The organism is Vibrio sp. 10N.286.45.E10 (assembly GCF_002874195.2).
GTDB classification, from domain to species: domain Bacteria; phylum Pseudomonadota; class Gammaproteobacteria; order Enterobacterales; family Vibrionaceae; genus Vibrio; species Vibrio crassostreae.
The window spans coordinates 40,007-57,516 of the sequence record NZ_MCWD02000004.1; the positions used below are offsets into that span (position 1 = coordinate 40,007).

Here is a 17,510-nt window from a genome sequence, read left to right on the forward strand (position 1 = left end):
ATGAATCGCTTTTCAAACATGCTGGTTACTATCGTTCTAGTTTTGGTCGCTTGTGATAGCTCAAACTTAGCTACCGTTGACGATAAATCTCCTGATTTTATGGTTAAAAACACCATTAATGGTGTAGTTGTTGCCAACAAAGTTTCCGGATCCCAAGTGGAAGTTTATGCCGTCGAAGACAACGGAGACGTTGGGCAGCTTCTGAACTTCAGTGAAGTGTTTACCAACGGCGATGGGTCTTACACCATTGAAATACCCGAATACAGTGGACAGGTTCTGGTCATTTCTAAAGGTGGCTCATACAAAGATGAGGCGACCGGCCTTGCCATTGACCTCACCGATACTGAGCTTCGAGCGGTCACCGAAATCGCTGAAGTCACCGAGGATTCACCTGCTGAAAAGAATATTGCCGTTATCACCCCTCTAACGGAACTCTCAACTCAGTTAATGGACGGTGACTTATCCTCAAGCAACGCCAAAAAAGTCAATACCGAAATCGCCCAGATCTTCTTTGGTACCGCAGACCCTGATTTGATCACCAAAACCTCTCCAATTGTCGAGCAAGATGACACCCCATCAGATGACACCCCAGCGGACAAACAAGCGAAAAACGCCACGCTTAATTACAACTTGATCTTGTCAGGTCTGTCTAGCCTTGCGAAAGGGGGTAATCCAGTTGAAGCGTTAGCAGAAATTAAAGAAGAAATTATCGTCAACGATGGTGATTTAAGTAATGATTTTAAAGAAGACTTGATTGAAGGGGCGATTGCGGTCCTCGACAGTCAAGGCATTGAAGTAGAACTTGAAAATAGCACCATTTTGAATGTCACCGAAGAGTTTAAAGAAGAGGTAAAAGCCAAAGTCGCTAGTGATTTCTATGCTAGAAAATTGCCGGAGCTGATTGAAGTGAAACCTGGCAACATTAATGCTTTCGATCTGCTCATTAGTGAGCAACTTCGTAACATATTCGATTTCAAATTTTTTATTGTCAACAATATTGGCTCTCAACAGGAGACCAACGCCGTACAAATTTCGACTAATGCACTCATAAACGCGGCGTTAATGGTTGAATTAACCGATAAAGAGACGGGGACGTCAAAAACCGAATATGTCAATTTTACCATTGTTGAAACCGTTAAAGCGTTTACTTACAGCATTGGTAATGTGAACAGCAATGGTCTTATTCCCCTGCAAATTAGCCAGACTTCAGGCGACGATGTTGGGACGGTGTTGAACAACATGTCTAAACGTACCATTGAAGTTGTTGAGATTAACCAGCAGACCTTCTTGAGAGTGCTTCAAGATGGTATTGCGGTATTGGCTGTACGTTCGCTGGCAGATAGTGATGTGACATTCGCCAACTTCAGTTTTAACGTCATGGAAGATCGTAATGACATCCTAGATATCGAGTGGTCTTTTGATAGCGAACTCCTTATTTCTGATTACCGCAGCAACGACAACTTTTCTCTTTTCTATGAAATCAATGATGTAGAATTTGGGGAATTGGATGTCGTGGATCGAGGGCCGCTGTCATTGGATGACACGTTATCTTTTTACTACGTCAATCGTGATGGCATTCGTCTAACGAATAAAGTGTCGTCTGATCTATTTTCGATTGTTCAACGCACGTCTTTGAAAGACTTTAATCAACTTGAAAAACAGGCCTTGTCGGTGGCTAGCTTTGCGAGCGTTTTGGATTTGAATTTCCAAGAGAGCAACGTCGATTACTACGCTTCACTGCTTGATGATAGTGATGCGTTTGTTTCGTTTGCTGATCTGCAATCGTTTGTTGATACGGCCGATCGAAGCATGAGTGCGTTTAAAGTGGTTCAACAAGCGTCTATTTCAGGAGACGATGCACTGATTGAGGCTGAGACGTTTAATAGCATCATCAACCTCACCTTTGATAGCAATGCATTGACTGATTACAAAAATGAAATTGTATTAACTGAGACGCTTGCCAGTATTGAATCACTGCAGACACTCATTATTTCAGTCAATAGTAGCTTGGATGCCATTGCTAAAGTGAAAGGCTATGCTCTTGGCAACATCAGCGAGATTGACGTTGCGGATTTTGATGCCATTTTGCATTTAACCCATTTTGATCAAGCATTGTTGACACATTATCAAACTGCGCTGCAAATCAATGGTGATTTTGGTGACATCACGGCGCTAGACCGTTTACTGCTTAGAGTGAATCAAGAGCAAGCGTTGTTAGCAAGCGCCAATGGCATGATAGCCGCAGTTCCATTAATGTTATCAGATTGGTTTGACGGTCAACTGATCTCTGAGTTTGTTAATGAGAACCTCGATGCGTACAACAGCGAAATCATCGAGCGCCAACCGCTAGAAAATTTTGCGGCCATTGTTGTGTTAGTGGATGAAGTCAATGACAGCGTTAGCGCACTTGATAAGATGAATCAAGCGGCCATCACAAGTGATGCAACCGATCTGACGTTAAATGATTTTGAAATCGTGCTGCATCTTGAAAACTTTGATGCAGAGAATTTTGCCGCTTATCTGCAAGCGATCGCGAGTCAAGAAGCCATTAAAGATGTGGCGGCGTTAAATCGCATCTTACTCAGCATCAACGACACCCAAGGGCTACTGGCTATCATCAATGAGATAGACGAAGGTAGTCCACTCAGTTTGATGCAATGGCAGGCGAATGGGATGGTCGAAAGCGTTCGAGAAGGGGATTACTTAGACGCCTATAATCGCGAAGCCATGAAACGCAAACCGCTGGGCAGTCTAGAGGAGATCCAACAATTAGTGAGTGATGTCAATCTCAGCGTCACGGCTTTTAACAACATTCAAAGTGCGGTAGGAGGCAATACGAGCGAGCTTGCGGCGACGGATTTCACTGATATTTTGCATCTCGAACATTTTGAACCCGGTTACGAAGCCGCTTATCGAGTGGCTATCAGCAATGCCTCGTCGATCGTCGATGTGAATGCCCTAAGCGAGTTACTGTTGGCGACCAATCAAGCGCAAAATATGCTGGCGTCGGTCAATGGTATGACAGAGCAAGCACCGATGAGTCTCATCCAATGGCAAGCGGATGCGCAGCTTATCAACGTACAAACCACCGCTTCATATCTTGATGGATACAACAGTGAAGCGATGCTTCGTCAACCGTTTACTGATATCTCGGCTCTTCAAGCCATGATTGAAGAGGTCAACGCGAGCGTGGCGGCATTGGATAAAGTGCGCAATCTGGCCGGAGGGGATGCGAGTCCGTTGGTAGAAGAAGATTTTGCAGCGATTTTGCATCTCAGTCATTTTGATGCCGCCAATCTTACCTCTTATATAGAAGCTATCAGTGCAGAGAGCGCTTTAGCGGATTTGGCCACGTTAGAGGCGCTGCTGCGGTTAGTTAATCAGCAGCAAGCCTTACTGTCTGCTGTGAATGCTATTAATGACAATGCACCATTAGAACGATCGGATTGGCAAGCGGATATGCTGCTGAACGACGTCATGGACGAACCTAATTTGAGCCAATACAACAGCGAAGCGCAGCGTCGCCAACCCATCAATGATCTCTTTGAGCTTCAACGTCTTGTTAATGAAGTGAATGCCAGTGTTGTTGCTTTTGATAACATTCGAACGGCATTAGGGGGCGATACTAGTGCGCTGACGGTGGCAGATTTTGATGCCATTTTGCATCTAGAGAATTACACCCGAGTGAATTTTGCTAACTATCTCAATGCGATTGAACAAGCAAGCCGTCTTGACGATCTCGCAGCGCTTAATACTGTTATGGCACAGGTGAACTCAGAGCAAGATTTCTTAACGCTATTGAACAATATTACGCCACAGTCGCCGATTTCATTAATGCAGTGGCAAACGGATGGATTGCTCACCTCAACTCAAGCATTGGCTTACTTAGTGGGTTACAACGATGAGATCTTGAATCGTCAACCACTGTCATCAATTGAAGAAGCACAGACGCTCATTAATGACGTCAATGCGAATGTGGATGCGTTTGCCGCACTCAATAATGCGACGACCACAGGCAGTGCGGAGGCCGTCTCTATTGAGACCTTCAACGCCCTCTTAGGTTTAGAGCCAACATTAGTGGTGTCGGTCAATTTGGCGGCCTATCAAGATGCGTTAACGCAATCCACCCCAAGTGATGTGGATGAGTTAAGTGACATTAACGCATTCTTAACCAAGGTGAATGAAAGCGAAACGGCACTGGCTGAAGTCAATCTTCGTTTAAGCCAACATCGCGCCTTTGATCTTGATGGCGTTCTGTTATTGAAAATATTGGCATTAGAAGACAGTTACGACATTGCGCTTCAATCCGCTTATCAAATTTCGCTTGCTAACCTTCACCTAGACTCACTCCCTATTACCGCTCAGGCTCTCGCCGCGACCATACAAGAGACTAATACTCATCAAGCCGCTTTGGCGAATCTTCGTTTGGCGATCACCAATGTGGCGAACATTGGCGATGCGATTGCTCCAGTACACTCGTATTTAAATACGTTAATGACGCGCTCTGACATCGAATATCAAGGGGCGTTTAATCGTTTATTGATGGGGTTAAGCGAGCGAGGGTCGACATTCAATACCACGTATTTTGATTCTATTGATGGGCAATTAGTGGCGATCAATCCGGCGGATAATACCCCGTTCTATGTGGTTAAGGATGACATCAAACCAATCCCCGTGTCAGTGACCTACAGCATGGCATCGGGTCGCAATGTCTTTGTGATTAATGGCGAGGAGCGTCCGGTCTTAGCGTTAGATGCAGGTAATACTTATCACTTTGAACAATCGGATGCCAGTAATGCCAACCATCCAATCGCGTTTACCTCAACGACGGGTGATTTTACGATGCAATCGACTGGCACGCCGGGTACACAAGGTGCTTTCACCGAAGTGACCATCGGCGCGGCAAATACCGATTTGAGCTACTTCTGCACTTTGCATGGTGCTGGAATGGGGAATTCGGTTGACTTAGGTGATCCAGCGCTGACGCTCGCGGTCACATCCGCATTGACCGAGCTTGGCGTCACTGCGGTGATTGATGCACAGTCGGGCGTTACCGTGAATGGTCAACCGGTGGCCTTTACTCAACACCGTGATGGAGTAACCTACGATTATCTATCCGACCGAGGCTTTGCAGAGCCGGCAAGCGAAACCAATCGCAGTATCGAGCTTCTTACGGCACAAAACCTGGATCATGTGATGCAGATGATGTCGGCCCATATCGGTGTTATCGATAACATCAATGTCGCGTTAGCTTCTGATGTTACCGAGATGACAGCAGAGGATCTAAATCGTTTAGTGACCATCAGCAATGTGCAGTCATCGTCATTGTCTGGTTACCAGCAAGCGATGCTTGATAACAACCTGGTCAGTATTAACGATGGGGCTGAGTTACAAAGCCTCATTAATCGTGTCAACGGTGACGATGCACTCATCGCCCTTGTGAACAATGCGATCATAAACAATACCCCATTAACGCAAGAAGCGTGGCAAACCGGTGCCATTTTGACGGGTGTCCGCGCGGGTGGTTATCTTGAGGCGTATCAGCACCACCTGACTAACCATCCAGCTTTCACTAGTGCAGTCGACATCCAAACCTTTATTAACGATGTGAACAACAGCGTCGATAGTCTGGAGATCATATCAGCGGCGGCAAACAGTGAAACCGCAGAGACGGTCACGCTCGCGGCATTACAAAATGTTATTGGATTAACCAACATTGAGGGCGACAACCTTAATGCGTATCGTGGTGAAATTGTCAAACTCACCAGTGCGACACTGGGGAATATGATAGTGCTGCAAACCCTGGTGGATCGTACCAACGCCAGTGAGACGGCGTTTGAAGTGGTGATGGTGGCGGCGACCAACAGTGACGTTAACGGTACCAGCAATACCATCTTAGGGAATATCTTAGGTTTAACTTTTGATGGAGCGAACGAGGCTGACTACCAAGCGGCGATAGCGGCAGAGGCGAGCATCGCGGATGTGGCGGCGTTGCAAGCAGTGATAGACCGTGTGGATGCGAGCTTATTGGCGTTTTCTGAGGTTCAAACGGCGGCGACCAACAGTAACGTTACCGGTACCAGCAATGCCATCTTAGGGAATATCTTAGGTTTAACTTTTGATGGAGCGAACGAGGCTGACTACCAAGCGGCGATAGCGGCAGAGGCGAGCATCGCGGATGTGGCGGCGCTGCAAGTGCTAATTAACAGTGTGGATGCGAGCTTATTAGCGTTTGCCGAGGTTCAAACGGCGGCGACCAACAGTAACGTTAACGGTATCAGCAATACCACCTTAGGGAATATCTTAGGTTTAACCTTTGATGGTGCTAACGAGACCGCTTACCAAGCGGCGATAGCGGCAGAGGCGAGCATCGCGGATGTGGCGGCGTTGCAAGCAGTGATAGACCGTGTGGATGCGAGCTTATTGGCGTTTTCTGAGGTTCAAACGGCGGCGACCAACAGTAACGTTACCGGTACCAGCAATGCCATCTTAGGGAATATCTTAGGTTTAACTTTTGATGGAGCGAACGAGGCTGACTACCAAGCGGCGATAGCGGCAGAGGCGAGCATCGCGGATGTGGCGGCGCTGCAAGTGCTAATTAACAGTGTGGATGCGAGCTTATTGGCGTTTGCCGAGGTTCAAACGGCGGCGACCAACAGTAACGTTAACGGTATCAGCAATACCACCTTAGGGAATATCTTAGGTTTAACCTTTGATGGTGCTAACGAGACCGCTTACCAAGCGGCGATAGCGGCAGAGGCAAGTATTGCCGATGTGGCGGCGCTGCAAGTGCTAATTAACAGTGTGGATGCGAGCTTATTGGCGTTTTCTGAGGTTCAAACGGCGGCTATCAACAGTGACGTTAACGGTACCAGCAATGCCATCTTAGGGAATATCTTAGGTTTAACCTTTGATGGTGCGAACGAGGCCGCTTACCAAGCGGCGATAGCGGCAGAGGCGAGCATCGCGGATGTGGCGGCGCTGCAAGTGCTGATTGACCGTGTGGATGCGAGCTTATTGGCGTTTTCTGAGGTTCAAACGGCGGCTATCAACAGTGACGTTAACGGTATCAGCAACACCACCTTAGGGAATATCTTAGGTTTAACCTTTGATGGTGCGAACGAGGCTGACTACCAAGCGGCGATAGCGGCAGAGGCGAGCATCGCGGATGTGGCGGCGCTGCAAGTGCTAATTAACAGTGTGGATGCGAGCTTATTGGCGTTTGCCGAGGTTCAAACGGCGGCGACCAACAGTAACGTTAACGGTATCAGCAATACCATCTTAGGGAATATCTTAGGTTTAACTTTTGATGGAGCGAACGAGGCTGACTACCAAGCGGCGATAGCGGCAGAGGCGAGCATCGCGGATGTGGCGGCGTTGCAAGCAGTGATAGACCGTGTGGATGCGAGCTTATTGGCGTTTTCTGAGGTTCAAACGGCGGCGACCAACAGTAACGTTACCGGTACCAGCAATGCCATCTTAGGGAATATCTTAGGTTTAACTTTTGATGGAGCGAACGAGGCTGACTACCAAGCGGCGATAGCGGCAGAGGCGAGCATCGCGGATGTGGCGGCGCTGCAAGTGCTAATTAACAGTGTGGATGCGAGCTTATTGGCGTTTGCCGAGGTTCAAACGGCGGCGACCAACAGTAACGTTAACGGTATCAGCAATACCACCTTAGGGAATATCTTAGGTTTAACCTTTGATGGTGCTAACGAGACCGCTTACCGAGCGGCGATAGCGGCAGAGGCGAGCATCGCGGATGTGGCGGCGCTGCAAGTGCTAATTAACAGTGTGGATGCGAGCTTATTGGCGTTTGCCGAGGTTCAAACGGCGGCGACCAACAGTAACGTTACCGGTATCAGCAATACCACCTTAGGGAATATCCTGGGTTTAACCTTTGATGGTGCGAACGAGACCGCTTACCAAGCGGCGATAGCGGCAGAGGCAAGTATTGCCGATGTGGCGGCGTTGCAAGCGGTGATTGACCGTGTTGATAACAGCGTTAGTGCCTTTGCTAGTGTGCAGTTGGCGGCGACGAACAGTGACGTTACCGGTATCAGCAACACCACCTTAGGGAATATCTTAGGTTTAACCTTTGATGGTGCGAACGAGGCTGACTACCAAGCGGCGATAGCGGCAGAGGCGAGCATCGCGGATGTGGCGGCGCTGCAAGTGCTAATTAACAGTGTGGATGCGAGCTTATTGGCGTTTGCCGAGGTTCAAACGGCGGCGACCAACAGTAACGTTAACGGTATCAGCAATACCACCTTAGGGAATATCCTGGGTTTAACCTTTGATGGTGCTAACGAGACCGCTTACCGAGCGGCGATAGCGGCAGAGGCGAGCATCGCGGATGTGGCGGCGCTGCAAGTGCTAATTAACAGTGTGGATGCGAGCTTATTGGCGTTTGCCGAGGTTCAAACGGCGGCGACCAACAGTAACGTTAACGGTATCAGCAATACCACCTTAGGGAATATCCTGGGTTTAACCTTTGATGGTGCGAACGAGACCGCTTACCAAGCGGCGATAGCGGCAGAGGCGAGCATCGCGGATGTGGCGGCGTTGCAAGTGCTGATCGACAGTGTTGATAACAGCGTTGATGCTTTTGCTAGTGTGCAGTTGGCGGCGACGAACAGTGACGTTAACGGTACCAGCAATGCCATCTTAGGGAATATCCTTGGTTTAACTTTTAATAGTGCGAACGAGGCTGACTATCAAGCGGCGATAGCGGCTGAGGTAAGGATCGCGGATGTGGCGGCGCTGCAAGTGCTGATTGACCGTGTGGATGCGAGCTTATTGGCGTTTGCCGAGGTTCAAACGGCGGCGACGAGTAGCGATGCGTCTACTATCGAACTAATTACCCTGTCGGCTATCCGTGATTTACAATTTATAGAAGCGAATCTTATTGAGTATCGAACCACTATTGCTGAACAATTATCTATCGATAGCGTAGACTCTATACAATCTTTAATTTATCGGACAGATGAAAGTATTCAATCGTTGGCAGATATTAATACATATCTACAAAATGAAAGTTTTAATAGTTTATCGATAGGCCTTCTAGAAAAAGTGTTGTCGCTTGAAAACACGATAATCGAAGCCAATGAGACCCACTATCAGATTTATTTGGCTTCTATTGTTAATTTGCCTGTAACGAGTGCGACTCTGTTCGCAAAAGTTCAAGAGGTTAACTCAAATCAGTCATTGTTGAGCGCGACGATTGATGCGTACCAACAACCAGCGGCATTACAAACACCTTTAGATGCATTCTCACGTTATAGTACAGATGTAACCTCATTAAGAAATGATATTGTTCGGTTGGGCTTCAGCCGAATGTTAGAAGGTGTGCTAGAGCGCGAATATAATTTACCTGGGCAGTATTTGTTTTCAGAGGCAGGTAAATTAAAACTTCATGATACGAGCAACAATGAATCATTATACTTAACGCCAAAAGACATAAAAGTTCATAAGATAGAAGTTGTTTTTGATAGTGACTTAGGGGCAAATGTTTTTCTTGTAGATGGTGAAGAAAAACCAACCTTATCATTGGCGCCGGATGTAACATATTATTTTGATCAATCAGCTAGCAGTAATGTAAATCACCCTATTGGATTTATTTCAGATAGCAATAACTTTTCGATGTTTAGCACGGGTGTGCCTGGTCAAAATGGTGCTTATACTGCTGTTACATTGACCAATGTAGATAATAGCAACTTCAGTTATTACTGTACCATCCATGGTGCAGTTATGGGCAATGCAATCATTCCGTTATCGCAACATGTCGCCTATAACACAAGCTTAACGATTCACACAGATGTAGGTGTTCTTGCGTCAGTTAGCAAAGTAACAGATACCTTAAATATTAATAATAGAAGGGTTAATGTAGCTAGAGCTTATCTGCCAGATGCGACCTATCTTGACTACAAAGGTTTTGATTTTAACGCAAACAGTGGTGTTGAAATAAAAAATATCAGTAGTTTAACACTCACAAGCTTAGATCAAGTTAATGCAATATTAACCGGGCAAAATCTCTCCATTAGTGCGATAAATACGGCGTTGGCGACAGACGCGAATGCCATTACTTACGAAAATCTCGCCGCATTAGTGACGTTATCAAATGTAAAAAAAGAGTTGTTGTCGAACTATATATCTAGTTTTGTAAGTAACTCAATAACAAATGTTAATTATGGGTTGGGGTTACAAAACTACATTAATGCAGAAAATGGTGATGATGCATTGATTTCGATAATTAATGATGCAATCGCTAATGCAACTACATTAACGCAAGCTGATTGGGAGTTGGATGGTTTATTAGTTAATGTTCAATCAGATAACTTATTAGAGTATCAATCTCGCCTTGTTGGAAGAACTGATTTTAGAAGTATTAGTGAGATTCAAAGATATATTAGTGATATCAATACAAGTAACGAGAGTTTTGTAACAGTAAAAAATGCAGCGGCGGCGAGCGATACTAGTGATATATATATGATTACGCTAGAGAGTATTCTCGACCTAGAAAACCTTATTGTCCATAATTTGGAGGAATATAAATTAGAAATTGGTAGTGGGGGAGCTATTTCAACGGTCAGTGAGTTGCAAAATACGATAGATAACGTCAATGATAGTGTTAGCTCGTTCTCTGATATACAGATGGCGGCGATTAACAGTGACGTTAACGGTACCAGCAATGCCATCTTAGGGAATATCCTAGGTTTAACTTTTAATGGTGCGAACGAGGCTGACTATCAAGCGGCGATAGCGGCTGAGGTAAGCATCGCGGATGTGGCGGCGTTGCAAGCAGTGATCGACAGTGTTGATAACAGCGTCGATGCTTTTGCCAGTGTGCAGTTGGCGGCGACCGACAGTGACGTTACCGGTTTCAACACCACCACCCTAGGGAATATCCTGGGTTTAACCTTTGATGGTGCGAACGAGACCGCTTACCAAGCGGCTGTAGCGGCAGAGGCAAGTATTGCCGATGTGGCGGCGCTGCAAGTGCTGATTGAACGTGTGGATGCGAGCTTATTGGCGTTTGCCGAGGTTCAAACGGCGGCGGCCGACAATGACGTTAACGGTATCAGCAACACCACCTTAGGGAATATCCTTGGTTTAACTTTTGATGGTGCGAACGAGACCGCTTACCAAGCGGAGATAGCGGCTGAGGTAAGTATTGTCGATGTGGCGGCGCTGCAAGTGCTGATTGATCGTGTGGATGCGAGCTTATTGGCGTTTGCCGAGGTTCAAACGGCGGCGACCGACAGTAACGGTACCGGTATTAGCAACGCCACCTTAGGGAATATTATTGGTTTAACCTTTGATGGTGCGAACGAGGCCGATTATCAAGCTGAGATAGCGGCAGAGGCGAGCATTGTCGATGTGGCGGCGCTGCAAGTGCTGATTGAACGTGTGGATGCGAGCTTATTGGCGTTTGCCGAGGTTCAAACGGCGGCGACCGACAGTAACGTTACCGGTATTAGCAACGCCACCTTAGGGAATATTATTGGTTTAACCTTTGATGGTGCGAACGAGGCCGATTACCAAGCGGCGATAGCGGCAGAGGCGAGCATCGCGGATGTGGCGGCGTTGCAAGCTGTGATCGACAGTGTTGATAACAGCGTCGATGCTTTTGCCAGTGTGCAGTTGGCGGCGACCGAGAGTAACGTTAACGGTATCAGCAATGCCATCTTGGGGAATATCCTGGGTTTAACTTTTGATGGTGCGAACGAGGCCGATTACCAAGCGGTGATAGCGGCAGAGACGAGCATCGCGGATGTGGCGGCGCTGCAAGTGCTGATTGACCGTGTGGATGCGAGCTTATTGGCGTTTGTCGAGGTTCAAACGGCGGCGACCGAGAGTAACTTTACCGGTATTAGCAACGCCACCTTAGGGAATATCCTAGGTTTAACCTTTGATGGTGCGAACGAGGCCGATTACCAAGCGGTGATAGCGGCAGAGGCAAGTATTGTCGATGTGGCGGCGTTGCAAGTGCTAATTAACAGTGTGGATGCGAGCTTATTGGCGTTTTCCGAGGTTCAAACGGCGGCGACCGACAGTAACGTTACCGGTATTAGCAACGCCACCTTAGGGAATATCCTAGGTTTAACCTTTGATGGTGCGAACGAGGCCGATTACCAAGCGGTGATAGCGGCAGAGGCAAGTATTGTCGATGTGGCGGCGTTGCAAGTGCTGATTGACCGTGTGGATGCGAGCTTATTGGCGTTTGCCGAGGTTCAAACGGCGGCGACCGACAGTAACGGTACCGGTATTAGCAACGCCACCTTAGGGAATATTATTGGTTTAACCTTTGATGGTGCGAACGAGGCCGATTACCAAACGGCGATAGCGGCAGAGGCGAGCATCGCGGATGTGGCGGCGTTGCAAGCAGTGATCGACAGTGTTGATAACAGCGTCGATGCTTTTGCTAGTGTGCAGTTGGCGGCGACTGACAGTAACGTTACCGGTATTAGCAACACCACCTTAGGGAATATCCTAGGTTTAACTTTTAATGGTGCGAACGAGACAGACTACCAAACGGCGATTGCGGCAGAGGCAAGTATTGCCGATGTGGCGGCGCTGCAAGTGCTGATTAACAGTGTGGATGCGAGCTTATTGGCGTTTTCTGAGGTTCAAACGGCGGCGACTGACAGTAACGTTACCGGTTTCAACACCATCACCTTGGGGAATATTATTGGTTTAACCTTTAATGGTGCGAACGAGGCTGACTACCAAGCGGTGATAGCGGCAGAGGCAAGCATCGCGGATGTGGCGGCGTTGCAAGTGCTGATTGACAGTGTAGATGCAAGTATCGCCGCATTTGCTTCTGTGCAAGTAGCGGCCACAAGCAGCAATGCATTGAGCATCGATGAGGCAATGTTCATCGCCATTCGTGGTTTAAGTTACAACAGCGCCAACATCACCGATTACCAGAATGTGATAGCAGCCGAAGCGAGCATCGTGGATGTGGCGGCGTTGCAAAGCTTGATAGACAGTGTTGATGCGAGTGTAGTGGCGTTGGCTGAGGTGCAATTGGCAGCGACAAGTAACGATGCCAACACTATCGATGAAAACACGCTTAGCGCCATCATCGGGTTGAGCTTTGATAGTGCGAACCTAATCGATTACCAAACGGCGATTGCGGCAGAAACAGCGATTGCTGATATGAATGTCCTGCAAATCTTAATAGATAATGTTGATGCCAGCGTAGCGGCGTTTGCTGAGGTGCAAGCGGCAGTGGGCAGTGATACCAGCGGTATTTTCGAGAGTACCCTCAACGCCATCATCGGCTTGACTGTCACGCCAGCGAACGTGACGGATTACCAAGTGGCGATTGCTGGTGAAACCACGATTGTTGATATGGCGGCATTGCAAACGTTAATAAATCAGGTCGATGCCAGCGTAGCCGCCTTTGCTGAGGTGCAAGCGACAGCGGGCAGTGATGCGAGCGGTATCGGAGAGAGCACGCTTAATGCCATCATCGGTTTGACTTTTACTCCAGCGAATGTGGCGGCTTACCAAGCGGCGATTGCCACAGAAGTCACGATAGCCGATGTAGGGGCACTGCAAAGCGTGATAGATAGCGTGGATGCCAGTATCACGGCGTTCGAAGAAGTGCAATTGGCGGCGAGCAACAATGACGCGTCGGGTTTAACGGTTGATACCTTAAGCGCCATCCGTGGACTGACCTTGGATAGTGCGAATATCACCGATTACCAAGGTGCGATAGCAGCAGAAACGAGCATTGCGGATGTAGCGGCGTTGCAAGCCTTGATTGACAGTGTGGATGCGAGTCTCCCGGCCTTTGCCGAGGTGCAAGCGGCGGCAACAGGCAACGATGGTAGCAGCCTGACTCTGAGCACGCTCAGTAGCATTGAGGGGCTGACATTTACTGATGCTAACTTGGCCGATTACCAAGCGGCAATTGCAGATGAAAGTGAGATTACCGATGTCGGCGAATTACAAGTCTTAATAAATAATGTTGATGCGAGCGTAACGGCTTTCTCAAGTGTTCAATCCGCAGTCATTAGCAATGATGGTAGTGGAATCACTACGGATGTTTTGAGTGATATTTTAGGTTTGACGTTCGACGCGGCTAATATCAATGGCTATCAAATTACCATTGCCGATTCGACCGACATTATTGATATCGCGGCCCTCCAATTGCTCATTGATGGTGTTGATGCAAGTCTTGCAGCCTTCGCAGTTGTACAAGCGGCGGCGATTAACAACAATGCCAGTGCCGTAACAATAGAGACATTAAGTGACATCATAGGTCTGATATTTGATGAAAATAATATCAACTTCTACCAAACGGCGATTGCAGAACAAGCTTCTATTATTGATGTCGCTGCACTGCAAGTGGTGATTGATGAAGTTGATACGCAGCAAGATTCCATTGCGATGGAAGGCTCTGTAGTTGCTAATGAAATTTCAGGCGCGACGGTTGAATTTTTCAGCATCAACGATGATGGCTCGATCATTGATAAACTTAATATCGGAGGTGCTGATGTTATTACCGATGCTAATGGTAACTATACCGCACAGATAAAACCAACGGATTCTCGTGTATTGGTAGTGGCGAAAAATGGTAATTACCTCGATGAATCTACTGGTTTGAATGTTGATATGACGAATCAGTCGTTACGTGCCGTTATGGATCAAGCGTCGAATAGCGAGACGTTAGTGATCACGCCGTTGTCTGAAGCCGTTGCGCAGTTAGCGGAAGGGGATTTTTCTCAAGCGAAAATTGCTATGTTGCGTCAACAAATCGCGCAAGAGTTTTTAGGAACAAACGATCCCGACCTGATGGATAAGCTGCGCCCAGTGGATTTATCAAGCTCAGAAAAAGCTGAACAATATATTGCCGAGTATGGTTTAGAAGCGTTCGAAAAAGCTCGAAATATGCGTGAAGTATTGGCAGGGCTTTCGATTGAAGCTGGCGGCAGAAAGCCAAATCAAGCGATTACTGACTTAGTGAATACCCTCAAAACGGATGGGCAATTATCACAAGCGCTGAAAGAGCGGATGTATCGCGATACGCGTCGTCTGATGAAGCGCCTCGATAAAAGTGGTCGCCAAGCGAGCGCTGCCAGCAAGTTGTTCAATCTAACGACAACGAAAGTGGCGGAACTTGAACAAGAAATGGAGGTCGATGACTTTATTCAAGGTGTTCCTGAACAAGTTCAGGTTGGTTTAGGAACGAGTAACTTATTGGCACAGATTGATAGTCAATATATTGCGCGTTTCAATATCACATTTGTATTGATTTCAGATGGGGTGCGCAGCCAGATCACTGAGCCAACGGCCTTTACTATGCCAGCGAATATTTCTGAATATGTGCTCGAAACCCGTTATGTCGACAAAACACGACCTTCGATTCGCTTTGTTGAGCATTCCAAGCTTACCAATGTTCAAAACAGTGTGAATTACCAACTTTCAATCAGTGACCTACAAAGTAATGGTCGACATGCGCTGTCACTAGAAAATATCGGCGCTGAATCAGCGAACATTCAAGTGTTTAATCTTTCCCCTCGTGTTGTGCAAACCGGAGAGTTTAATTATTTAACTCCAGCGCAGTTGAGTGAAATAACCGTGCTGCGAGATGGTACTGCGACCTTTAGATTGGTTGATATTGCTAAACACTATGATGAGCTGGTGACATTTAAGGTGCTGACACCACGCAGCGTACCCAATATCCCTTGGGTATTGAATACCAATTTTGATCTTCAAGCCAGTAGTGTTTTGACGGATAGCGGTAATGTGAACGTTTTTTATCAGGGGGACGATTTCACATTAACATTAATGTCGGTGTTAACAGTCGATAGAAATGCTAATGAGAGTGTCAGTTGGTCCGTGGTTAAAGATGGCGTGAGGTTCTCGAACATTCAAACGGCGTCCATTGAGTCAATAGTGAATCCATTAGCGTTAGCTAATCTTGCATCACGTGTTGCCAATAGTGCGATTAACGATTCTGACTTGTTTGCGGAGTTTATCGGGTTAACAGATGTTTCAAGCGATGTAGCTATTCTTAGCCAGTATCGCAGTGCGTTGAGCAATACTACCGCCTCAACCATCGCGCAATTGAATGCGTTAATCGCTGAAGTGAACAGCAGCCAATCTAGCACCGATACCCAGTTCGTTGAGCTACAAAATACTGCTACCGATGAGGTGACCCTAGCGCAGCTTGAGGCGTTGTTCCCTAATCAATATTTGCCTGAAAGCTTGCTAAGTTATTATCAAGCGACATTGGCAACAAATAGCTGGTCGACACTCGAAGACGTTGAAGCGCTTATCGTATTAGTCAATACCCAAAACGCACTCGATGAAGATAATGACGGGGTACTCGGGATCAATGACTCGGATGATAACAATCCATATACCGATAACGATGGTGATGGCATGCCAGATCGCATCGAAGTGGATTATGGTCTTGATCCTAACGATCCAACGGATGCTGATTTATCGATTGATAACAACAGTGACGGCATCCCTGATGTGTTAGCTAGCATTCAAGCGAGTCTACCGACACCTAATCAACTTAATACCACTAAGTGGATAGCAAATCATGCGCAATTAAGCATTTTACCAGAGTTGGTTGTGACTGATTTGATCACACAGCCGTTTGAGAAAACGCTCGATTTAAGTAACTTGAGTGGTGAAGTGTCTTATGAATTTATTGTTCAGTTTACTCAAAACACCTCAAATATCGGCGGTTTATTGGGTAATAGAAACAATGCTGAAGGGCTTAACACCCATTGGCAAATCCGTTTCGAGCAAAAGGCTAATAATATGGGGGCGACTCTATATGGCACATCTGATTATGTATTCTTCCCCGTTAATGGCCAATCCATAGCCAGTCCTTATGGTGCCCTAGCGCATGTGGTGATTGTCGGTCGTGGCGGTCAAACGGAGATGTGGATTAATGGTGTCCATGTGGGGAGTATCCTGCAAAACGCTATTTTGATTAATCATCCTCAAACACCTTTGGGTATTCACAGCGGTTCATTGCAAACTGGTGATGGTATCTATGCATTCGCTGCCCATAATCAAGCTCTCAGCCAAGATGAGATCCTATCTGCTTATATTGATACGCTCGGTATTTATTTCGATACTGATAACGATGGTATATATAACAGAGTCGATCTTGATGATGACAACGATGGGTTCAATGACTGGGTTGACCGCTATCCGTTAGACAATACGGAATGGGAGGATATTGATGGTGATGGCATCGCGGACAATTCAGATTTCAGTCTCATCGATGGCCCAACAGGGGATGGTGATGGTGATGGTGTGCCAAATCAAGATGACTTAGATAGCATTTCAGTTGAAGTTTACGACGCAGGTAAAGTATTGTTGACCGCAACCACCGAAGCGGGTGTGGATACATGGCGTTTCCGTATTAATGAAGGCGAATGGCAAGTTGCCCAAACCAATCCAATAATTATTGAACTTGCCAATGGCGAAGCGCGTTTTGATCTTGAAGTGTTAGACGGTATCGATGGTGACGT

General features: G+C 46.9%; 1 protein-coding gene (cut by a window edge). It reads left to right on the plus strand.

Annotated elements, in window-relative coordinates; genetic code table 11:
• Positions 1-17,510, plus strand: the beginning of a protein-coding gene (locus BCU34_RS23820) for an ImpA family metalloprotease (RefSeq protein ID WP_413286285.1). It continues 48,667 nt past the right edge of the window; the window shows 17,510 of its 66,177 coding nt (coding positions 1-17,510); its start codon is at positions 1-3; its stop codon lies off the right edge, out of view.